Below are 22,063 nucleotides of genomic sequence, written 5' to 3' on the forward strand. Positions count from 1 at the left end.
TCACCTGTCTGGAACTCAACGCATCGGGGAGGGAAGGCAGTATTCACGATTACCCGTACACAAAAACTTCTCTCGCAGACGACAACGGGGTTCCGTTGCTACGGCTCAAAGGGGTGGGGACCTTCAGATCGACGATGAAGACCGGCTGCAGGCCCGGATCTTCCGTCCCGAGCAGGGGTTCTGCAGGAGAAGAGGTATGACATCGGTGCGGCTGCGAGCGATCGGGGACGTGCTCCTCTGGATGAGGAATGGTAAAGAACCGTTTGCTCTGGTTCAGAACGAACTCCGGCAGAAAGACCTGCTCTTCGGCAACCTGGAGACGGTTCTCTCCGAGAGCGGCACCGAGAGCAGGAAACGCTGGGTCAATACAACCCCGCCGGAGGCGGGCGAGTACCTCAAAGGTGCCGGGTTCGATATCCTCAGCGTGGCAAACAACCACACGCTCGATATGGGCAGGGAGGGGTTTGAGAATACCCTCAAGGGTCTCGAAGCCCGCGGCATCGCCTACGTCGGAGGGGGGCGGGGTGACGAGCCACCGGAAGGGCTGGTCGTCGAGCAGAACGGGATCCGGCTCGGCTTCCTGGCCTACACACGTGGGAGGTTCCGGTCGCCCCCGGGCGTCACCGTAGCCAAACTGAAGAAGAAAGCCGTCATCAACGATATCAGGGCACTGAAGGACCGGTGCGACCATATCGTCGTCTCCCTCCACTGGGGGATCGAGAACACCTACTATCCCTCCCCGGACCAGGTCAGGCTCGCTCACGCCTTCATCGAGAACGGGGCGACCCTGATCCTCGGACACCACTCGCATGCCATCCAGGGGCTGGAGCGGTACAAAGACGGCCTGATCGCCTACTCCCTCGGGAACTTCCAGTTTGATACCGAGCTCTTCAAGGAGAAGATCAACAGCACCATGATTCTCTCGGTGGACTTTGACCGGCACGGCATCCGGGACTACACGGTCGTTCCCTGCGTCATCAACAGCGACTTCCAGCCCGAGGTGGCGGAAGGGCGGACCCGGGAACTGGTGGAACGCTGGATCACGAAGTGTTCGGACCGGGTCCAGAACGGTCGAGTTACCCGGCGGTGGTGGTTTGAGGAGATCGGCGAGGACTACCTGCTCTACAACCTGGAGAGTTACCGCTACCGGATCCGGCAGCACGGGCTTGCACCCCTGGTCGAATGCGGGGTCTGGCTCGTGACGCCGTTCTGCCTGAACTGCTATGCGGGCGTGATCAGAAAACGGCTGAGACACGGGACATAGGAGGACGTATATGAAGATATTACAGGTCACCCCATTCTTCAAACCGCTCTGGGAGTCGGGTGGGGTGGCGCGGGTAGCATACGACATCTCTCATAGCCTTCACGAGAACGGGCACGATGTCACGGTCTATACGACGAACAGGAGCATCTATCCAAACGATCTGCCGACGAACAGCCTGACGTCCGTCGACGGAATGAGCGTGTATTACTTTGAGAATTTACGAAGATACACGCGGGGCACGATCCTGCCGGTGATGCCCTATCGCATGCCGGCGGTCGCGAGAAGGGATATCGCGCAGTTCGACGTGGTCCACATCCACGACCACCGCACCATGCTCACTGTCATTGCCTCGCATTACGCGAGGAAGTACGGCATACCTTACGTGCTCCAGGCGCACGGGGCGCTCCCGCAGGATACAGGCTCTGCGCGGATGAAGCGGCTCTTCGACCGGTTCTGGTCGGAGAAAGTGATCCTCGGCGCCGCGGGGGTTATCGCGCTCAACGAGACGGAAGCGGAGCGGTACCGCGAGCTGGGTGTTGCCGATGAGAGGATCGCGATCGTCCCGAACGGCATCGACCTCGCCGAGTACCCCGACCTCCCCGTCCGCGGCAGGTTCCGTGCGGCATGGGGGATCGACGACGCCACGAAGGTTGTGCTCTACTTAGGGAGGCTCGACCCCACGAAGGGGATCGATCTCCTGATCCGCTCGTTTGCCGTGGTCGCGCGGGAGTTCGACGACGCTGTCCTGGTGATCGTGGGCGGGGACATGGGCCACAACGAGGAGTTCAGGCAGCGGGTAGAGTCGCTCGGTCTCGACGATCGGGTGATCTTCACGGGGTTCGTGAGCAAGGAGGACAAGATGGCCGCGTACACCGACGCCGACGTCTTCGTGACGCCGAGTTTCACCGGTTTCCCCGTCACGTTCCTTGAAGCGTGCCTCTGCGGGACACCCATCGTGACCACGGGCAAGGGGGATCTGCTCGGGTGGATCGACAACACCGTCGGGTTCAATGCCGGGTACACGCCGGAGGCGCTCGCCGACGCCATCGGACGTCTGCTTGCCGACGAAACGTTACGGGCAGGGTTCGGGGAACAGGCGAAGGAGCTCGTCCGGACACGGTACAACTGGAAGGCGATCGTCCGCGATATCGAGACGTTTTACACGAAGGTTGCCGGGAGCGCGGAAGGAGGCATCCCGGCGGGGGTCTCAAAAGGGACAACACCGAAGGCCCCGGATACTTTTTGAGTGTACCCGGTGGAACGGCGGGTGCATGAGCACTGTTAGGAACGACTGCCCGTAGGACAGGAGTTCGAGCACCGAAGGTGAGAGTTGCGATGGGCGTTCGGAAGGCCGAAGCGAGGAAAAAGCCCAAAAAAGTGGACCGTGGTGGCTATCGCCATATGGGGGAGGGGCTGACGGGGAGGGGGGAGTATTCCCCCCTCCCCTGTCCCAACCCCCCTCTCGCCGATAGCCCCTCGAAAGCCGTACACGGGGCATGCAATGTTCCGACTGAAACGACTGCCCGCAGCATACAACCGTTCGGAGTGAAACTGTCGGAACGTGCGACGGTTCATTAGTATGACGTCCCGAAACGCGACTGGCTGGAAGCACCACGGTGCGAGCACCGAAGGTGCGAGTTGCGATGGGCCAAAGGGCCGGAGCATGAGAAGGCCAAAGGTCTTCGAGTTGCGACTCCGGCGGAACAGCGGGCCGGCACTATCAAAATTCTCCGAGTTTCTCATGCACCCGCCCTCCGGCCGGGTGCAAAACCAAAAAAAGATTATGACCGAGCCCCGTCGGGCCCGATAGTATCGACCGGTTTACGCGCCGGCAGACGCAACCGCCATGCCTTCTGTCCGGACGTTCTCTCCGCCCTCGACCAGGAACGCCTTTTCGGAGGCGGAGGTTATATCTCCTGTGTACTGGACGTTCTGGTTGTTCTTCGCCCAGACGAGCGTCTCGGCCCGGTCGCCGGAGGCGTGGATGTCCACTTCGGCATTGCTGAACTGGCCGTTCGTGCCGCCGAGGCTTGCACCCTTGCCGTCGATCCCGGCCGGGTTCACGAGCTCGAAGTTCTCGATCCGGATGTTGCTCGCGAGGTCGACCTGGAGGCCGTAGCCGTGCGAGTCGGTGCTCGAACAGTTCTCCAGCACCAGAGCGGGATCGGCAGAGCGGCTCGGGATGCTGTAGTAGCCGGCCGGCTTCCTGTAGGTGTAGTCGGTCTTCCCGGCGCCGGTGTCCTTGTCGACACAGTCGTAGAGTTTACCGCCGTTCGTCGCGTAGAACCCATACAGTGAGTTGCTCTCCGCCGTACAGTTCTTGAACGTCACGTCGCAGTTCGGGGCGTAGTAGCCGCACCCGAAGTAGTGGGTCGACATGTCGCTCTGCTTGTAGGGCACCGTCGGGTAGGGCTTCTGCCCGTTGTTCTTGCTCACGCAGTTCTCGAGAACCGCGTCCGTCACCGTGGGATCGAACTCAAAGTGGAACCCGGACTCAAGGTTGCCTTCCGCGAGGCAGTTCGTCACCCGGAGGCCGTCCATGTCGTTTAGTTCCGCAAAGTCGAACCCGGTGATCCAGGGGTTGAACGCGCCTTTGCTCCCGCAGTTGATCGCCTGACAGTTATCGTAGCGGACGTCCTTGATTACCTTGTTGGACGACCCCCAGGCGTTGTGGATGAACCCATAGGTCCCGGTGTCCACGGCCTTGCAGTTGATGAACTCGACGTCCTCCAGGGTCGGGGCATAGACCGCCGGATCGTGGATCAGGAGGTAGACCGCCTGGATGCTCGTGTCCGCCGTTCCCTCAATGTTGTGGATCTTCGCGTGGCTTGCACGGATGGTCATCACGCCGAGCCATTTAACACCGCTGCTGTAGCCACTGCCCTCGATGTGGAACCCGTCCAGCGTGATGGACTCCTGGTCGACGCTGATGCGCCCGTCGTTGGTGAACACAAGGTTCGTCGCATCCGGACCCTGGCCGGAGAGCGTCGTGCCCGCCGGCGGCGCGATGACGCCGGCACAGTTGAACGTGCCTTCGGTCAGGACGACGTTACCGCCGTCCGGCAGTGCGGCAAGTGCCGCCTGGATCTCGGCCTGGTCATCGACGCCGTCACAGACATAGTCTGCCTGGTTCTTCGACAGTTCGGTGCTATCGCTTGCAGCCACGGTGAGCGTGGCCGGACTTGCAGACTCGGCAGCACTTACCGGGGAGAATGCCGGGATAAGGCAGCACACCAGAAGCACTGCAGCCAGTCTTAATATATTTCGCCTGTCTGTCATGCCATTCAGCCTCTCTGTGAGGTATCACTACCGTCTTTTAATCGCAATATAAATATTTTATTCTAAAAATAAAATTCAGGAAACCCATTATACGCGGATATAGGCCATTATAATCCGGTCGGTCAGTAAAAAAGCACGGCATATCTGATATCGATTAACACAAAAACATATTATATAATTATTGAAATTAAAATCAAAAATTATAAGTACTCGCGCCTACCCCTGCCGATCAGCCCAAACGACCCTCCTCGAAACGCTTTCATGCAGAGCGGATAGGGATTTTGCTCCCTGCGCCGGCACGCCCCGGGACCTCCGCCCTCCACCACCGGACAGCGGCGTGAGACGGCACAGGCATCATCCCGCTGGCCCGGATCGGGGGGCAGAAGACCCTGCTGCCGCAGGGAAAGGGAAGGAAAATGCCCGAATCCGAGACGCCGCCGGGAAGGTGCCTGCCGGACTCGTGCCCTCCTGTCCGCTGCTACCTGGCCCAATGGCGTTCCCTGGCGCAATGTCTATATAGGGTCTCTTCACAGAGAGTGCCCCTATGCGAGTGGCATGCCTGACCTTCTGGTTCTACGACTACACCATCCAGATGGCAAACGAACTTGCCCGGCACACCGAAGTGCTGTTGCTGCTCCCGGACTACAGGTCGGAGGAGTACGTGGAGAGCATCGACCCGGAGGTGAACGTCCACATCTTCGGCTACTCCCGGTACGCCGGGAGGTTCGGTCCGTCGTGCTACCCGATGCTCCGGGAGATCGTCGCCGCAATCGACGGCTTCGGGCCCGACGTTGTTCATTTCCAGGTGAACAACCCCATGCTCTGCCCGCTCCTCCCCATGCTCCGAAAGTACCCGCTGGTGGCGACGTTCCACGACATCGAGCCGCACCCCGGCGAGGATCGTCTGTTGGATGTGGGCTCGCTGCTCTACCGGCTCACCCTCTTTGTATCGAGGGTTCTCCCTGACCGGATCTTCGTTCACGGGAAAGCGCTCCGGGACATCCTGGTGGAGAACTACCGCATCCCGGCACGGAAGGTGCACGTCATCCCGATAGGTGAGCACGAAGTGACGCCGTTCGTGAAATTCGAGGAGGCTGGTATGGAGCCGGACGGCCGCCGGGTCCTCTTCTTCGGCCGCATCCACCGCTACAAGGGGCTCGATTACCTGATCCAGGCAGAACCGCTCATCACCCGGGAAGTCCCGGACGCCCGGATCGTCATCGCCGGGACAGGCGAGGACTTCGGCAGATACGAGGAGGCAATGGCAGGCCGGGACGCATTCGAGGTCCACAACTACCGGATACCCTACGAAGAGGGCGCACGGCTCTTCCAGCAGGCGAGCATCGTGGCGCTCCCATACGTCGAAGCGTCCCAGAGCGGCGTCATACCGACCGCATACGGGTTCCGGCGGCCAGTGGTGGTCACGGACGTCGGGAGCCTGCCGGAGGTCGTCGACGACGGGGTAACCGGGTACATCGTGCCCCCCCGCGACCCGGCTGCGCTTGCCGCCGCGATCGTGAGCCTGCTCGAGGACCCGGCAGCGTGCCGGCGCATGGGAGAGCAGGGGTATGCGAAACTGAAGACGGACATGGCCTGGTCCACGATAGCACGATCTCTCCTCGCGGTCTACAGCGAGCTCGCGCCCTCCCCGGGGAAGGGAAAAAGCCGTGCTGACGAGGCCTTCGTTGAGACGGCCCCCGCGGGCGGAAACGAGCGGTGAACTCCCCCGCCTCCCGGACGGAACACGCGCACGGGGCGGGGGCCGTCCCCGCAAAAGGCCGGGCCGACGCAACACATTAATAGGTTGACCGGAGAGTAGGTGCATTGATGCGGCACACGACCTGCCAGGCGCCACCGAAGGAAAAGATACGCTGTCCATGCAGATAGCCGACCAGAGAACAAGGGATATCATGCACCTGCTCAACCCGTTCCGGATGAACGACTGGGATAACAAAACGTTTTTCCGCGTATTCCAGACGATCCAGCTCGTCTTCGTTGGGGTAGTCTGCCTCAGCCTTATCGGTTATCACATACCAATCGCACGAGAGGTCCTGGCCTTTCTGTATCTCACCTTCCTGCCTGGGATTCTCGTGCTGAAGGCGCTCAGGCTCCACGATCTCGGCACGATCGAGACACTGCTCTACTCGGTCGGGCTGAGCCTTGCGGTCCTCATGCTCACCGGCCTCGCCGCCAACATCGCCTACCCGCTGCTCGGGTATGCACAACCGTTCTCGTTCGCGATTCTCTTTATCACGATCGTCGCCGTCGTGCAGGTTCTGCTCTACCTCGCGCTCACCAGGGACCGAGAATATACCGGCACGCGTCCGGAGTTAGGCATACCCTCCTCTCCTGCAGTACCATTTCTGATGCTCTTCCCGTGCATCGCGATCATCGGGACATACATGCGTGATAATTACCACATGGTCACGCTCCTCTTCCTGCTCCTCATCCTGATAGCGGCTGTCGGCTTCGCCGTCGGGTTTGACCGCCTCATCCCGGCTTCCTGTTATCCGTTCGCCGTCTACACCCTCGCGCTCTCGCTCCTCTACCATACCTCGCTGATATCAGAGTATATCTGGGGCTACGATATTCACCATGAACTGCACCTGGCAACAAGCGTGTTGATACCGGGGTTCTGGGACATGACCATGCCATACAACACCAATGGGATGCTTTCCGTTGTTGCGCTCGTCCCTATCTATTCACTCGTCACCGATCTGGACCCCGTCTGGGTCTTCAAGATTCTCTACCCCATCCTTTTCGCGCTCGTGCCGCTCGGGCTCTACCGGGCAGTCGAGAAACAGACGGATGCGAGGATCGGGTTCTTCTCGGTCTTTTTCTTCTTCTCATTCTTCACGTTCTATACGGAGATGATCTCTCTCGCCCGCCAGCAGATCGCGGAACTCTTTCTTATGTTGACCATCCTTGCGATGATCGACAAGACCATGAACCGCAACAAGCAGGCACTTCTCATGGTCACGTTTGCCTTCGCCATGATTGTGTCGCATTACGGCCTCTCGTACATCTACTTCTTCTCGCTCGTTCCGGCATGGCTGCTGCTCGTCATTCCCGAGCGCCTGAAGTCCTGGCTGCCGAATTGGATCACCAAAAGCATGGCTCTCCTGAAGTCCGACCCGCTCGCTCCACCGGCAACCGACGGGGGAGTGCCAATCCGAACGCTCGTCCTCCCCTACATCCTCATCTTTGCCGCCCTCGCCTTCTTCTGGTACTCGACGGTGGCCGAAGGCACGGCGCTTGCTACCGTCACCGGGATCGGGGATAAGATATGGACCACCCTTTTTATGGACTCCTTCAACCCGACAACCGCGCAGGGGATGCAGATCCTCACCAGCCAGTCGACGACGCCCCTGCACGGCCTGGCAAAACTTGTCCATATCGCCACCCAGGGCCTCATAGCCGTGGGACTGCTCGCAACCCTCTTAAAGCGCGAGCGATGGCGCATCGAGCCCGAGTACCTCGCCATCTCGCTCGTCTTCCTCCTCATCAACGTAGCCGGTATCGCCGTTCCGTTCTTCGCAAGCTCGCTCAACACCAGCCGCCTCTACCACATCACCCTGATCTTCCTCGCACCGTTCGCAATCATCGGCGGCATAGCGATTTACGAGGCAATAGCCGAAAAGATACGCACGATAAGTGCCGTTCCCTTCATGGGATCGGCCTATCAGGCGTTATCGGTATTCTTCGTCGTCTTCTTCCTCTTCAACAGCGGCTTCATCTACCAGGTCGTGGACGATAACCCGACATCGATGGCGCTCGAGACCACCGGGGACAAACCGGTCTTTAACAGCAAAGAGGTGCAGGGAGCGAGATGGGTCTTCACGGAAGGAGTTGAGCGCCCCATCTACGTCGACGGAACACGCTGGTGGCTCCTGCAGGGGTTCGACCCGCACCGCCAGCGATACATTCCAGCAAACGCATCGCTGGTGGAGCCTGGTACTTACCTTTATTTCGGCACGTACAACCTTGTCCGGGACAGCATCCGGATCGAGGAGCGGGAGCACGCGGTCACTACGGCAGCCTACACCGATGCGGGCTGGTTCACCCAGAACCGCCACAGGGTCTATGACAATGCCGGTTCCGCCATCTACTGGTGAACCAGCCCGCATCGGTGCTCTGAGCGGTCAGAGCCACCCCTTCTTCTTCAGGACGATGCCGACGAGGAGCGTTCCCGCCACATACGTGGCGAGCCATGCATATCCCATGCCGATGAGGCCGAACCGGTTCATCATGGTATAGCCGAGCCCGAGCAGGGCAACGCTGATGAAACTGCTGAGGATGATGAGGCTCCGCACATCGTTCCTGACCTTTGCGATGGATATGAAGGTCTGGCAAACGGAGACAAACAGGGCGGATATGGCAAGCACGCGGAGCAGGGCCATCCCCTCTACGTAGTCCTTGCCGATCAGGTTGAGGATCTGCTCCCCAAAGAGGGAAAGGGCGATGATAGCGGGTATGAGCAGGGCGAACATGCCCGCAAGCGTCCGGAGCACGCTCTTCTTCATCTCTCCCCCGTGGCTCCCCTCGACAAAGAGTGAGGTCGTGAATGCGTAGGGGATCATAAAGAGTATCGAGACGATTGCGTAGGTGATGTAGTAGTTGGCGGTGCTCTCCGCCCCCAGCACATGGAGCACCATGATCGGGATGACCATGTTCGGCGCGGACATCAGTATCCCGGCGATGTAGGCACCGGCAGAGAACTGCCATGCCTCGCGCATGAAGACCCGGTCGACACACGGCGTCGGTTTCACGGAGCACCGGGCAAGGAGGACGAGGGCAAGGATGAGCCCGAGGATGAACGAAAGGCCGAAGGCGCCGAAGATGCCCACCGCACCGAGGAAGACCAGGGGCACGAGGAAGAAGATCCTCGTCCCGTATAGCAGGTTCAGGGTGAAGTAGTGCTCGGACTTGCGCAGGGCGTTGAACGCGCCTTCAAGGACCCAGGTGATGGAGTAGGCCCCGAGGATGATGAGGTAGAGCGGCGCGATCGACCTGACGATCGTGAGCTCAGGGGATACGACGTCCACTACGGCGATGAAGATCAGCCCCGCACCGAGCGCCACCGCGGTCGGGACGAGGATGGCAGTTCCGAGCACTTTGTTCTTGTCGCGCAGAGGGAAGAACCGGATCACCGACTGGTCCAGGCCGAGCCGGGAGATGAGAATGAGGAGCCCCATGGACGACATCAGGGCGGTTGCAATACCCACGTCTGCCTGCGAGTAGAACCGGGCCGCAATCATCCAGAAGAAGAACCCGAACCCCGCAGCGGCGAACGATGACGCCATGATGAAGAACGAATTCCTGATGAGCGGCTCCTGCAGGTGCCGCCTGACCTCACTGAAGTTTTTCGGGAGTGCTACTGCCATTCGGTCGCCAGTATCGGGCGGCACCTATATAGATGTATCCTCCGCTCCGACCCCGGGAGAGCCGGAGATCCTTCAGGAGAGAATTTTCAGGGCCTCGTTGCACGGCGTGGCTGCAGAATGCGGCTCGCCGGATCGGGTGAGGGGACCCGTCCATAACCAATATCACCACGCACTGTAGAGGTGTTAGGGGGCGGCACCTGTGGCAAAACCAGGAGGAGGTGAGGGATCAATCTCTGCTCCTGGTGAACGCTTTAGAGAGAAGAGGTCCTACCGAAGAAGAAGTCAGTCAGCAGGGCAACATCCTTCCAGTCCACAGTGCCGTCTCCATTTAAGTCAGCAGCTGCGTCTGACGAGGTGGTTCCCTGCGCCATCTCGGCAGCGATCGTCACGTCGGCCCAGTTGACGTTGCCGTCTCCGTTCAGGTCTCCCCTGATGGGAACCGGCAGGTTTCCGACAACGATCTCCTTGCTCATGACGTTGTTGTTCTCATTGCTTTCTGCAATCCGGTTGACATCGTCCACGTTGGCCTTCACGGTGTGAGTGCCGAGGGTGGCCTTCCAGGTTGCACCGGCCGTGCCGCCGTTCGCGGTCAGGGCGACCGATGCGCCCGGCGCAATCGATGCGGTGTGGGTGTCCGACCAGACACCGGGACCGGCAGCCCCGTCGTCGAATGTGAAGAGGACGCCGTGCTTTGTGCCCGCAGGCGTGGGAGCGTCGCCCTGGTTCTTGATCGTGGCTTTCAACGTCGCCGCATCCCCTGCTGCCGGGTTTGCCGGCGTCCAGGAGATGTCGGTCACCACGAGGTCCGGCTTCCCGGAGGGGGCAGGCGTGGTGGGAGTGGGGGTCGGGGTAGACCCCGACGCGGCCTTTACGACCGTAATCTGTTCGCTTCTGACGTTGTTCGCGTCGTTGCTCTCGGCAATCCGGTTGACGTCGTCCACGTTGGCCTTCACGGTGTGAGTGCCGAGGGTGGCCTTCCAGGTTGCACCGGCCGTGCCGCCGTTCGCGGTCAGGGTGACCCATTCACCCGGAGCGATCGGTGCGGTGTGGGCATCGGACCAGACGCCAGGACCGGCGGCCCCGTCATCGAACGTGAAGAGGACGCCGTGCTTTGTGCCCGCAGGCGTGGGGGCGTCGCCCTGGTTCTTGATGGTGGCCTTCATCGTCACCGCATCCCCTGCTGCCGGGTTTGCCGGCGTCCAGGAGATGTCGGTCACCACGAGGTCCGGCTTCCCGGAGGCAGCCGGCGGGGTGGTGGGGGTCGGCGTCGGGGTGGAACCCGGGACGGTCGGGGTCGGTGTCGGTACCGGCGAGCCGGTGGACGTCACCTCCACGTTCTGGAGGGTTGCCTGACCGGCCGGAACCGTGCTCACGATGGTCACACCGGGGGAGCCGGCGGGGAGAGTCTTAGAGACAATCTCCATGTCCTTCACGAGGACGTTTTTGGTTCTGTAGCCCTCGATCACGAACGGCTTTGCAGCATCGGAAACAATCTGACCGGAGAAGACAGTGTTAATGTTCTCCTTCGCCCAGACCAGCGTCTCCACGCGGTTGCCGGATGCATAGATGCTCACTTCGGCGTTGTCGAACTGGCCGTTCGTGCCGCCGAGACTCGAACCCTTACCGTTGTACCCGATCGGATCGATCAGGTGGAAGTTCCGGATCTTCACGTTGTTCGCGAGGTCGACCTGGAGGCCGAAGCCGTTCGAGTTGATGCTCGTGCAGTTCTCCATCACCGTGGCGGGGTTGACCGAGCGACTCGGGATGCTGTAGTAGCCGGCAGGCACCCGGTAGGAGAAGTCGGTCCTCCCGATACCGGTGTCTTTCTCGACACAGTTGTAGAGCTTGCCGCCGTTCGTCGTGTAGAACCCGTTCATGGAGTTGCCTTCCGCCGTGCAGTTAATGAACGTCGCGTCGCAGTTCGGGGCGTAGTAGCCGCACCCGAAGTAGTGGGTCGACATGTCGTTCGGGTTGTAAGCCTTCGTCGGGAAGGCTTTCTGGCCGTTGTTCCTGCTCACGCAGTTCTCGAGAACCGCGTTCGTCACTTTGGGATCGAACTCGAAGTGGAACCCGGACTCAAGGTTGCCTTCCGCAAGACAGTTCGTCACGCGAAGGCCGTCCATGTCGTTCAACTCCGCAAAGTCGAACCCGGTGATCCAGGGGTTGAACTGCCCGTACTTGCCGCAGTTGATCGCGGCGCAGTTGTCGTAGCGAACGTTCTTGATCACCATGTTCGTCGAGCCCCAGGCGTTGTGGAGGAACCCGTAGGTCCCGGTGTCCACGGCCCGGCAGTTGACGAACTCGACGTCCTCGAGGGTCGGGGCATACACGGTCGGATCGTGGATCAGGAGGTAAACCGCCTGGATGCTCGCATCCGCAGTTCCCGTGATGTTGTGGATCTTCGCGTGGCTTGCACGGACGTTCATCACGCCGAGCCACTTGACGCCGCTGCTGTAGCCGGTCCCCTTGATGTGGAACCCGTCCAGCGTGACGTACTCGCGGTCGACGTTGATCCGCCCGTCACGGGTGAACACGAGGAATGTCTCCGATTCACCTTCCCCCATGAGAGTTGAGCCTGCTTTGGGAGCAATGATCCCGGCGCAGTTGTATGTGCCGCTTTTCAGGAGGACAACACCGCCTGAGGAAGGCAGGGCGTTCAGTGCTGCCTGAATCTCCACGTGATCGTTGACCCCATCACAGACGTAGTCGGCCGCTGCTTTATCGGCCGCACTGCTGTCGCTTGCCGCGACAATCGTGTTGGGGGTCGCTTCGAGCGCCCCGACAATCGGGATCAACCCGATGATCAGGAACGCTGCAATGAGAAGCTTCGTTGTCCGTCTATCTCGCATTATCTCACCTCTTGGGAGATACTGCATTATCTGATAACCGTAATTTAAAATGTTTTTTAAATCGAACGGACGATCCACATTATTTTAAATCACAAACGGACAACCGATTTCAGAGGTAATCGCTCGTTTCAGTTATTTCCGAAACTCGAGCGAAAATAGAAATAAATAAATACTGTATCAAACTTTAGCGCGTATGGCACGGTGAATGCCCATCACGGCCGGAGGTTCCGGGGGGTATTCCTGATGGGTTAACAGGCCCCGGATACGAAATATAATCCGATTAATTCTATAAAACTCCTTGAAATATAAAGGCCGCCGCCACCAGCCACCCGGGGCGGCAGCCACCCCCCCTGCCGCACCCCGGCAGCAATGGGATCAACCAGGGACAAACACCGGTTATCTGGTTTCGAACAGGATTCGGCGGCACACCGCACGCCAGGGCATCCGCCAGAATAACGGGCCCACGCACGGGCCGTCACGGCACCCCGGAGGTGACCGCCACGTTCTCAAACGTCACGGCTCCCGCAGGCACCGTGTTTGTGAGGATCACACCGTTGGTGAACGGCGTGAGGCTTGCGGAGACGATCTCCATATCCTTGATCCGGACGTCCCTAGTGCGGTCGCCCTCGATCACGAACGGCTTTGCCGAGTCCGAGACAATCCGGCCGGAGTACTCGACATTTTCGTTATTCCTGGCCCAGATCAGTGTCTCTGCCCGGTCGCCCGACGCATAGATGTTTACCACGGAGTTGGAGAGCGGCCCTCCCTGTGATCCGCCAAGGTTTGTCGCCTTCCCGTCGATGCCGGCCGGGTTCTCCAGGCGGAAGTTCTTGATCCAGACGTCGCTTGCAAGATCGATATGGAGTCCGTAGCCGTGCGAGTCGATGCTCGAGCAGTTCTCGAGCACCAGCGACGGGGATATCGACCGGGTCGGGGCAGCGTAGAACGATGCCGGCTGGATGAGCCGGTAATCGGTCTTCCCGGTGCCGACGCTTTTGTCGACGCAACTGTAGAGCTTGCCGCCGTTCGTCGCGTAGAATCCGTGCCGGCTGTTCCCCTCGGAGTAGCAGCTGATGAAGGTGATGTCACCCCGGGGGGCATAGTAACCGCATCCGAAGTAGTGGGTCGACATGTCACTCTGGACGTAGGGCTTCATCGGGAAGTCTTTCTGCCCGTTGTTCCTGCTGATACAGTTTGTGAGGATGCAATCCCGCTTCTCGGGGTCCCATTCGAAATGGAACCCGGACTCGAGAGAGCCTTCGGCAAGACAGTTTGTCACCCGGAGGCACTCGATGTCGTTTTGCTCCGCAAAGTCGAACCCGGTCACCCAGGGGTTGAACGCCCCGTTCCTGCCGCAGTTGATCGCGGCGCAGTTCTCGTAGCGGACGTCCCGGATCACCGCGTTTGTCGTCCCCCAGGCATTGTGGAGGAACCCGTAGGTCCCGGGGTCCACTGCCTTGCAGTTGATGAACTCGATGTCCTGCAGGGTCGGCGCATAGACGTCCGGGTCGTGCAGCAGGAGGAAGACCGCCTGGGTGGTTGCATCCGCGGTTCCCTCGACGGCGAGGACCTTCGCGTGGCTCGCATAGATGGTGGCCACACCGAGCCAGCGGTCGGGCTCGGTCTGCGGATAGCCGGTGCCCCGGAGGTGGAAGTTGTAGAGCGTGACGGATTCCTGCGAGACAAGGAGCCGCCCGTTCCGGCTGAACTCGAGGAACGTTGCATCCGGCCCCTCCCCGCGAAGCATGGAGTTCGTGCGGGGGTAAACATTCCCGGCGCAGTTGAACGTGCCTTCACAGAGGGCCACCGTGCCGCCCGAAGACGGCAGCGAATCGAACGCCTTCTGGATGTCGAGCTGGTCGTCGGTACCGTCGCACACGACGTCCGCCCGGGCTTTCGACGCGGAACTGCTGTCACTTGCCGCGACGACGACCGTTGGTCCGGGAACCTCCGGGGGCACTGCCGGCGTCGTGGGAATCGGGGTGATCGGCGGGGGAGGAGGGGGCGGGGGCACCGGTACCGGCGGGTAAAAGTGCAGGATCAGCACGACAGCGGCGATCACCGAGAGTATGATCGCAACGGCGATGAGAATGCGTCTGCCTCTGGCCCCCAGATGTGGTCTTTCCGACATGGGACTATGACCTGCCCGGTATTTTTTCGATGCCGCCAGGGTGTTGTATGGGGGCGCCCGAACACGGGATCGAGAGAGCCCATAACCCCTTCTACCCGGCTCATACCCCTATGGCACAGAAGTACCATTTAATGATTTACCCGACCCGCTCCCGCCGGAGGGTCCGGCTCGGAAGTCTGGAGAGAAAACGGCAGGGTTTCCGACCCCGGAAAGGTTGAACTTTTGCACGTGCGGTCTTAAGGAACCGGGTTCCCCGGACCCTTATGCCGTGCTGCTGGCCGGCAGCACCTCCAGACCGGTCAGGTTCGCACCCCCCGCGAGGGTCCACTCGACCGCCACCGGCCGGGCGGCATCGGAGACGACCTTTCCGGAATATGTGACGTTCCTGTTGTTCACAATGTATACCAGAATCTGCGGGCGGTCTCCCGATGCGATAAGGTCGATGGTCGAGTTGGAGATGCCCGCATCGATCGTCGAATTTACCGGGAGTTTGCTGGAGGGGCATCCCAGTATCGCACCGATACCCCCGATGCCTGCCGGATTGGTCATGATGAATTCCCTGACGAGCGCGTTGTTCGTGCCGCAGACGAAGAGGGCCCAGCCGTTCGAATCGAGGCTCCGGCAGTGATCCATCACGATGGACGGGTTCCTTGAGACGGGCAGAGATTGGAGAATGCAGTATGAGATGGGTTCTGCTATGGCCGAATCACGCCCGGTGCCGCTCTCGGTACAGTTGTAGAGAAGCATGCCGTCCGGGTTGATGACAAAGAACCCGAACGCACCGTTCTCCTCGGCCCGGCAGTTTACCAGGGACACCTGCCCTCCCGGAAGATGGAAACCCGCCCCGAAGAAGTCCGGGTCGCCCAGCAGGTAGTCGTCGGGACTGGGTTTCTGCCCGTTGTTCCTGCTCGTGCAGTTGATAAAGACGCAGTCCCGCTTCGCCGGGTTCCATTCGAAGTGGAACCCGGACTCGAGAGAGCCTTCGGCGAGGCAGTCCGTCACCCGGAGGCCGTCCATGTTGTTGAGTTCGGCAAAGTCGAACCCGGTCACCCAGGGGTTGAACGCTCCGTTCCTACCGCAGTTGATCGCAGCGCAGTTCTCGTAACGGACGTTTTTGATCGTCGTATTCTCCGACCCCCAGGCGTTGTGGAGGAACCCGTAGGTCCCGGTGTCCACGGCCCGGCAGTTGACGAACTCGACGTCTTCGAGAGTGGGGGCGTAGACGTTCGGGTTGTGGAGCAGGAGGAAGACTGCCTGGATGCTCGCATCCGCAGTTCCCGTGACGTTGTGAATCTTCGCGTGGCTCGCATAGACGGTGAGCACGCCAAGCCACTGGCCGAGATCGAGGGTCGTGTTCGTGCTCGCATTCACGTAGCCGGACCCCGCGATACGGAACCCCTCCAGGGTAACATACTCCTCCGAGACGTTGAGTATCCCGTTCCGGCTGAACTCGAGCGAAGTTTTTTCCGGCCCCTGACCCATAAGCGTCACGCCTGCCGCCGGCGCGATGATGTTCCCCGAACAGTTGAACGTGCCCTCGGAGAGAACAACCGTACCGTCATTCGGCAGTGCGGCGAGCGCCGCCTGGATCTCCACCTGGTCATCAAAACCATCGCAGGTGTAGTTTGCTCGTGCCTTCGTCGCAGGGCTGCTGTCGCCTGCCGCCACAACGAGCGGCGCCACCGGTGCTGCAGCAACGCTCTGGACCAGCAGGAGGGCGAGAATCACGCCTATCGCAAGTTCCGTGCCGGTTGAGCGTATCCGGGGCGGGTTTACCGGTTTTTCATGCAGGCGGGTAATCATCATGCTCCTCGGGCATATCTGTCGGGATCCTCACCCCCAGTATAGTTAGGGGAATATAAAAATCAATTGGAGAGGAAACAGCCATATATCCGCGAGACACCGTATTTCAAAAAAACGGGGGGGAAAACGGCACCGGGACCGGCCAGGATACCCGGGACAAACCCCCGATTCTACTGTACCGGCAGTCGACGGCCCGGACTGTTTCCGATGCAGGGAGCGGGGAACGGTGGCCGGACTGACCGAATAGCGGAGTGTTGCGGGTCGCCGGTGGAATTGTATATAATGGAATACAATATTTACCTGAATATATGTCCAGCAAGAAGGAAGTCACCATCGGGATCACCATCAACCTCGAGAACTACGAAAACCTCCGCCTCGAGGTCGAGGGGGATGTAGAGACCCACGAGGATGTGGACGACCTTATCACGTTCCTCGACGGGATCCTTTCCCGGCTCGGGCGCGGCGATCCGGCGACCGCCGAGCGCGTGGATGCATACCGGCGGCGTGTTCTCGCGGCCAGGCCCGCGGTCCCGGAGATCCCTGCCCCGGAGAAGAAGGCCGCCGAGCCGGCGGCACCGGTGACGGAACCGGCGCCCCGGGAGGAGGCAGAGACGAAGGCCTGCCCTCCACCCGAGGTCATCGAAGCGGCAATTCCACCGGCCCCGGAGCCGCCCGCAAAACCGGAGGAGAATGCCCCGGCACAGCCGGAGGCTGCTCCGGAACAGGCCCCGCCGGTTCAGGAATCGGCAAAACCGTCCGCCGCTCCTGCGGAGGATGTGTGCGAGATGTGTGGAGCAGAGGTGACGAAGTCACAGGCAAAGCTCTCGCGGCTCTTCATGAACAAGACTCTCTGCAAGAAGTGCATGGAACAGCCGTAAATCCTGCAGGGTCCGCGCGATGAGGAAATAAAAACCTGGAGGATATAAATACTACCGTATCCGAGGATTGTATAATGAAGAAGAACCTGCTCATGTGGGACGAGACGCTTTTTCGAGACCCCGAAGTCTTCGAGATTGATCACGTTCCCGAGCAGTTCAACCACCGTGACGCCCAGATCCGGGAACTCGCGTTCCAGGTCAGGCCGGGCATGCGGGGAGCAAGGCCTCTCAACACCATCTGCCGGGGCCTCCCGGGGACGGGGAAGACGACGAGCGTCAGGAAAATCCTCGCTGATATCGAGGAGGCCACGAAGAAGCTCGTTCCCGTCTACATCAACTGCCAGATTGACAACACCAGGTTCGCTATCTTCTCCCAGATCTACCGCCGCGTCACCGGAAACCCGCCGCCGGCGTCAGGCACGTCGTTCAAGCAGGTCTTCGACGCCATAGCCAGAGTCCTGCAACGGGAGGAACAGGTCCTCCTTGTGGCGCTCGACGATGCAAACTATCTCCTCTACGAGAACGAGATCAACCAGGTCCTCTATCCCCTGCTGCGCTCGCACGAAGCCTATCCGGGCGTTCGGACCGGTGTTATCGCCATCGTCAGCGACATGTCCGTTACTCTGCAGAGCGAGGTCGATGCCCGGGTGGCATCGGTCTTCCGCCCCACCGAGATCTACTTCCCCCCCTACTCGGAGGAGGAGGTTCACGGGATTCTTGAGGAACGGGTCCTGCAGGGGCTTTACCCGAACGTCCTTCGGCCCGAGACACTGGATCTGGTGGTGGAGCAGACGATGAAAAGCGGCGACCTTCGTGTCGGTATCGACCTCCTGAAGCGTGCGGCCCTGAACGCCGAGATGGAGGCACGCCGATCTGTCGAGCGGGAGGACATCTGCAAGGCCTACGAGGTTTCCCGCTATCTGCACCTTGCGTTCTCGCTTCGGGCACTCAAGGCCGAGGAGCGCGAGGTACTGGCCGGGATCGCGGAGATGTCGGCCAGCGACGATAAGGAGATGAACGCCGGCGACGTCTACCGTTTCGTCAAAGAGCAGGTGGGGATCAGCTACACCAAGTTCTACGAGATGATACAGAAGTTTGACTCGATGCGGCTCTTGAACCTCCACTACCGCCAGGGAAGGGGGCGAACGAGGCTGATCAGTCTCCGTTACGACCCCGGGCGCGTGCTGGAGCACCTGGGGCAGGAACAGACGATTTCATAATCCTTATCAGTTCCCCCACCGTTTGTATTCTGATGAGGTTTTCCACATGCTCAGCGTGAACGAACTGGCACTGGATATTTTTGAGGAACTCTTCGAATATGCCGAAGAGCTTCATGCCGTCCCGCACGAGCTCGACAACGGCGCACGCATCGTTGACTGCGGCGTCAGCACCTCCGGCGGGTACACGACAGGAAAGCGGTTTACTGAGATCTGCATGGGTGGGCTCGGTGAGGTCGACATCACCATGGGCCGGATCAGGGACGTCCCGATCCCGTTCATCGAGGTCAGCACCGATTTCCCGTCCATTGCGTGCCTCGGCGCCCAGAAGGCTGGCTGGACGGTCAGCGTCAACAAGTACTTCGCTATGGGCAGCGGCCCCGCGCGGGCGCTCTCCTTAAAGCCCAAGCACACCTACGAGGTCATCGACTACGAGGATGAGTTCGACTACGCGGTTATCTGCCTCGAGAGCGACCACCTCCCGAACGCCGCGGTGATGGAGAACATCGCCGAGGCCTGCAACGTGGACGTGGCGAACACCTGCGCGGTCGTCGCCCCCACGGCATCGCTCGTCGGCTCGATCCAGGTCGCGGGTCGCTGTGTCGAGACCGCAATCTACAAGTTGAACGAGCTCGGGTTCGACACCAGAAAGATCAGCGCCGGCATCGGACACGCCCCGATCGCGCCCGTCAAGAAGGACGGCACGAAGGCGATGGGCAGCACCAACGACGCCACGATCTACCACGGCAGCATCATGCTGACGATGAACGCGCCGGAGATCAAGGACTACCTGGACAAGATCCCGAGCAACAAGTCCAAGGGATACGGAAAACCGTTCTATGAGATCTTCAAGGAAGCCAACTTCGACTTCTACCAGATCGACACCTCGCTCTTCTCCCCGGCCGAGGTGGTCATCAACGAGCTCTCCGAGGGTGTTGTCTACCACGTGGGAGCCGTCAACCCCGAAGTGACGCTGAAGTCCTTCGGGTTTATCTGAACTCTTTTTTTGGGCCCTGTTGATACATACCCGCAACTCTCACAGAGGGGCACCTCTGCAGGACGTTCTGCAAACCGTGTCCTATCGGAATGACGCATATCCCGCCATACAGTCTTCAATGGGACTACGCATCTGACGATGCTCGAAGGACGCTCTCCGAGGAGCTTCCTGCTGCGCACCTCACGGTGCTTACGTTCGCTATCACTCACGCCTCGAAGCCTCCAGTCTTCTCAAACTCCTGTCCGAAACCCTTTGGGTTTCTCAAATTCCGGCCCAGCGGGCCATCGCATCCTACGGGCAGTCATTCCTCCGGAACGTCGCACCTTCGGCCAGTCGCATATCGCCACGCACTGCCCGCCCCCTTGGGGGGCGGGAGGAGCGCGAAGCGCGGGCGGTGGGGGCCGGAGAGCACGCAGGCAATGCCCCCGGAATCCCCGGCAGGCAACACGTTTATCCGTCACGGTGCAAAACACTATAAGGCATCCACAGGGCTTGTGGTCTAGCTGGTTATGACGTCGCCCTTACACGGCGAAGATCCCCGGTTCGAATCCGGGCAGGCCCATCGATCCCATATTCTGCGATTTTAATTATGCTGCAAGCCCCGTAAGGCAACCTCCATCCGATTTCATAATATTCAAAATATCTCCGGACAAACACCAAACCAGGAATACACCGCCGGCGGCCCCCTACACCCCCCCGGCCGTGCATTCAGGGCTGAACCATGCCAGGAAACCAATCCAGAGGATATCTCATGCTACTTCTCTTTCTCACAGCTGCAGCGGTGCTGCTCGCGCTCTGCATTACGACAGGCGGAACGGCCGACCGATCGAACGTCACCATAACCAGAACCGACGGCGGCACCCACGAGGGCTACGTCGACGTCACCGCCGGCCGGGTCTGGTTCCGCATCGTCGGTGCCGACAGCGCCGGAACGCCCCTCCTGGTCCTCCACGGGGGGCCGGGAGCAACCCACGACTACCTCGAACCGCTCGCGGCCCTCGCGGACGAGCGGCCGGTCGTCTTCTACGACCAGCTCGGGTGCGGGAACTCCGACCGGCCCGACGACCCCGCGCTCTGGACGGTGGAGCGCTACGTCGGCGAGGTCGGCGAGGTCCGCCAGGCGCTCGGGCTCGACCGGGTGCACCTCCTCGGCCAGTCCTGGGGAGGGGCGCTCGCGGTCGAATACGTCCTCTCTAGAAACCCCGAGGGCGTCGAGAGCCTGATCCTCTCCGCGCCGCTGCTGGACGCGGACCGGTGGGTGGCCGACCAGCGGGCAAACCTTGCGGCGTTCCCCGACGAGATGCAGAAGGTTGTCCGGGAGGCGGAGTCGACCGGGGACTTCGACTCGCCGGAGTACCAGGACGCCATGGCGGCGTACTACGCCCGGCACGTCTGCCGGACGGACCCCTGGCCCGAATGCCTGAACCGGACGTTCGAGAAGATCTCCCTGCCGGTCTATCTCGGGATGTGGGGGCCGAGCGAGTTCACCTGCACGGGAACCCTCCGGACGTTCAGCGTCACCGGCCGGCTGGACGAAGTCCCGGTCCCGGTGCTCTTCACCTGCGGGGAGCACGACGAAGCACCCCCCGCGACCATGATGTATTTCCAGGGCCTGGTGCCGGGATCGGAACTCAAAGTCTTCGAAGGCGCCTCGCACGAGCACCACCTCGAAGAGACCGACGCCTACCTCGCGGCCGTGCGGGAGTTCATGCGCCAGATAGATGCGGCACCCTGACCCGGGGCAGGCGAGTCTACTTTTTTGCGTCCGAAAAAACGCCGGCACTCCCGCACAGGCGAAGAAATGCGCACGACGGCTTTGTTGAAACCCTGTTCCGATCTTCATCCTTTCCCTGATGAGGCTGGTGCCAGATCAGGCTGTCCCCGGGGACGACCTTTTTCTCGAGCATGTCCTCATGCAGTGGACCGTGGTGGCTATCGCCATTGGGGGTGGGGCTGACGGGGAGGGGGAGACCCCCTCCCCTGTCTCGCGCGAAGAATTGCATACCTCATCGACCCCACCCCACCCGGCCTCCGGCCTCCTCCCCCGCCCCAGGGCGGGGGCAGTCATGGCGATACCCGGTGGAAAGCCGTGCTCCTGATTACCCCTGATTGCGGCCGTCTGGAGCAAGCAGGGGGGTTTACCATGAAAAACTGATCCTGGGGTGATTCCTCATCCTCCTGGATCAAAGAGTCCTCGTTTCTGCACCACATATCCCGCCTGTACCAGAATCTCAATCATTTGCTCAATCGTTTTGTGTGTC

General features: G+C 60.6%; 13 protein-coding genes and 1 tRNA gene. 9 read left to right on the forward strand and 5 right to left on the reverse strand.

The genetic code is table 11. From position 1 onward, the window contains the following. The first annotated feature begins 196 nt into the window (after positions 1-196). Together HL657_RS09795 and HL657_RS09800 are read left to right on the forward strand one after the other, a co-directional pair. Positions 197-1,264, forward strand: coding sequence for a CapA family protein (locus tag HL657_RS09795; RefSeq protein WP_317296635.1), 1,068 nt, complete (start codon positions 197-199; stop codon positions 1,262-1,264). A gap of 10 nt (positions 1,265-1,274) precedes the next feature. Further along, positions 1,275-2,510 (forward strand): glycosyltransferase, encoded by a 1,236-nt coding sequence (locus HL657_RS09800; RefSeq protein WP_317296636.1) that lies wholly within the window; start codon positions 1,275-1,277, stop codon positions 2,508-2,510. A gap of 575 nt (positions 2,511-3,085) precedes the next feature. Here HL657_RS09800 and HL657_RS09805 read toward each other — a convergent pair. Further along, positions 3,086-4,498: a right-handed parallel beta-helix repeat-containing protein gene (locus HL657_RS09805; protein ID WP_317296637.1), complete on the reverse strand. Its 1,413-nt coding sequence runs from the start codon at positions 4,496-4,498 to the stop codon at positions 3,086-3,088. Between the two features lie 589 nt (positions 4,499-5,087). Between HL657_RS09805 and HL657_RS09810 the strand changes: the two genes are divergently transcribed. Together HL657_RS09810 and HL657_RS09815 are read left to right on the forward strand one after the other, a co-directional pair. Beyond that, on the forward strand, positions 5,088-6,263 hold the full coding sequence (locus tag HL657_RS09810) for a glycosyltransferase family 4 protein (protein WP_317296638.1): 1,176 nt from the start codon (positions 5,088-5,090) through the stop codon (positions 6,261-6,263). A gap of 157 nt (positions 6,264-6,420) precedes the next feature. Next, positions 6,421-8,658 carry a DUF2206 domain-containing protein gene (locus HL657_RS09815; RefSeq protein ID WP_317296639.1) on the forward strand — a complete coding sequence of 746 codons (2,238 nt, stop codon included), beginning with the start codon at positions 6,421-6,423 and terminating at the stop codon, positions 8,656-8,658. 27 nt (positions 8,659-8,685) lie between these two features. On the opposite strand, the gene HL657_RS09820 is transcribed toward HL657_RS09815, so the two are convergent. The 4 genes from HL657_RS09820 to HL657_RS09835 all read right to left on the reverse strand — a co-directional run bounded on the left by HL657_RS09820 (position 8,686) and on the right by HL657_RS09835 (position 16,713). Next, positions 8,686-9,927: a lipopolysaccharide biosynthesis protein gene (locus HL657_RS09820; RefSeq protein WP_317296640.1), complete on the reverse strand. Its 1,242-nt coding sequence runs from the start codon at positions 9,925-9,927 to the stop codon at positions 8,686-8,688. A gap of 251 nt (positions 9,928-10,178) precedes the next feature. Beyond that, positions 10,179-12,776, reverse strand: a complete 2,598-nt coding sequence (locus HL657_RS09825) for a CARDB domain-containing protein (RefSeq protein WP_317296641.1) — start codon at positions 12,774-12,776, stop codon at positions 10,179-10,181. A 475-nt stretch (positions 12,777-13,251) separates the two neighbouring features. Beyond that, positions 13,252-14,907, reverse strand: a complete 1,656-nt coding sequence (locus HL657_RS09830; protein WP_317296642.1) for a hypothetical protein — start codon at positions 14,905-14,907, stop codon at positions 13,252-13,254. Between the two features lie 261 nt (positions 14,908-15,168). Further along, on the reverse strand, positions 15,169-16,713 hold the full coding sequence (locus HL657_RS09835) for a right-handed parallel beta-helix repeat-containing protein (RefSeq protein WP_317296643.1): 1,545 nt from the start codon (positions 16,711-16,713) through the stop codon (positions 15,169-15,171). Positions 16,714-17,018: 305 nt separating this feature from the next. On the opposite strand from HL657_RS09835, the gene HL657_RS09840 reads away from it, so the two are divergent. The 5 genes from HL657_RS09840 (at position 17,019) to HL657_RS09860 (ending at position 21,537) form a co-directional block, all read left to right on the forward strand. Beyond that, positions 17,019-17,588 carry a hypothetical protein gene (locus HL657_RS09840; protein WP_317296644.1) on the forward strand — a complete coding sequence of 190 codons (570 nt, stop codon included), beginning with the start codon at positions 17,019-17,021 and terminating at the stop codon, positions 17,586-17,588. 74 nt (positions 17,589-17,662) lie between these two features. After that, complete coding sequence (locus tag HL657_RS09845) at positions 17,663-18,808, forward strand: ORC1-type DNA replication protein (protein WP_317296645.1); 1,146 nt, start codon at positions 17,663-17,665, stop codon at positions 18,806-18,808. 46 nt (positions 18,809-18,854) lie between these two features. Next, entirely contained in the window at positions 18,855-19,802 is a 948-nt protein-coding gene (gene mch, locus HL657_RS09850) for a methenyltetrahydromethanopterin cyclohydrolase (RefSeq protein ID WP_317296646.1), read from the forward strand. A 488-nt stretch (positions 19,803-20,290) separates the two neighbouring features. Further along, positions 20,291-20,364: transfer RNA gene (locus tag HL657_RS09855), tRNA-Val, on the forward strand. Between the two features lie 189 nt (positions 20,365-20,553). After that, complete coding sequence (locus HL657_RS09860; RefSeq protein WP_317296647.1) at positions 20,554-21,537, forward strand: proline iminopeptidase-family hydrolase; 984 nt, start codon at positions 20,554-20,556, stop codon at positions 21,535-21,537. Positions 21,538-22,063 lie beyond the last annotated feature (526 nt).

Origin of the sequence: Methanoculleus nereidis (assembly GCF_032944295.1) — an archaeon.
Classification (GTDB): Archaea; Halobacteriota; Methanomicrobia; order Methanomicrobiales; family Methanoculleaceae; genus Methanoculleus; species Methanoculleus nereidis.

Excerpts from the sequence above, each read along its gene's own strand:
- HL657_RS09795 (WP_317296635.1), top strand. The coding sequence starts at position 197 with ATGACATCGGTGCGGCTGCGAGCGATCGGGGACGTGCTCCTCTGGATG.
- HL657_RS09800 (WP_317296636.1), top strand. The coding sequence starts at position 1,275 with ATGAAGATATTACAGGTCACCCCATTCTTCAAACCGCTCTGGGAGTCG.
- HL657_RS09810 (WP_317296638.1), top strand. The coding sequence starts at position 5,088 with ATGCGAGTGGCATGCCTGACCTTCTGGTTCTACGACTACACCATCCAG.
- HL657_RS09815 (WP_317296639.1), top strand. The coding sequence starts at position 6,421 with ATGCAGATAGCCGACCAGAGAACAAGGGATATCATGCACCTGCTCAAC.
- HL657_RS09820 (WP_317296640.1), bottom strand. The coding sequence starts at position 9,927 with ATGGCAGTAGCACTCCCGAAAAACTTCAGTGAGGTCAGGCGGCACCTG.
- HL657_RS09825 (WP_317296641.1), bottom strand. The coding sequence starts at position 12,776 with ATGCGAGATAGACGGACAACGAAGCTTCTCATTGCAGCGTTCCTGATC.
- HL657_RS09830 (WP_317296642.1), bottom strand. The coding sequence starts at position 14,907 with ATGTCGGAAAGACCACATCTGGGGGCCAGAGGCAGACGCATTCTCATC.
- HL657_RS09835 (WP_317296643.1), bottom strand. The coding sequence starts at position 16,713 with ATGATGATTACCCGCCTGCATGAAAAACCGGTAAACCCGCCCCGGATA.
- HL657_RS09840 (WP_317296644.1), top strand. The coding sequence starts at position 17,019 with ATGTCCAGCAAGAAGGAAGTCACCATCGGGATCACCATCAACCTCGAG.
- HL657_RS09845 (WP_317296645.1), top strand. The coding sequence starts at position 17,663 with ATGAAGAAGAACCTGCTCATGTGGGACGAGACGCTTTTTCGAGACCCC.
- mch (WP_317296646.1), top strand. The coding sequence starts at position 18,855 with ATGCTCAGCGTGAACGAACTGGCACTGGATATTTTTGAGGAACTCTTC.
- HL657_RS09860 (WP_317296647.1), top strand. The coding sequence starts at position 20,554 with ATGCTACTTCTCTTTCTCACAGCTGCAGCGGTGCTGCTCGCGCTCTGC.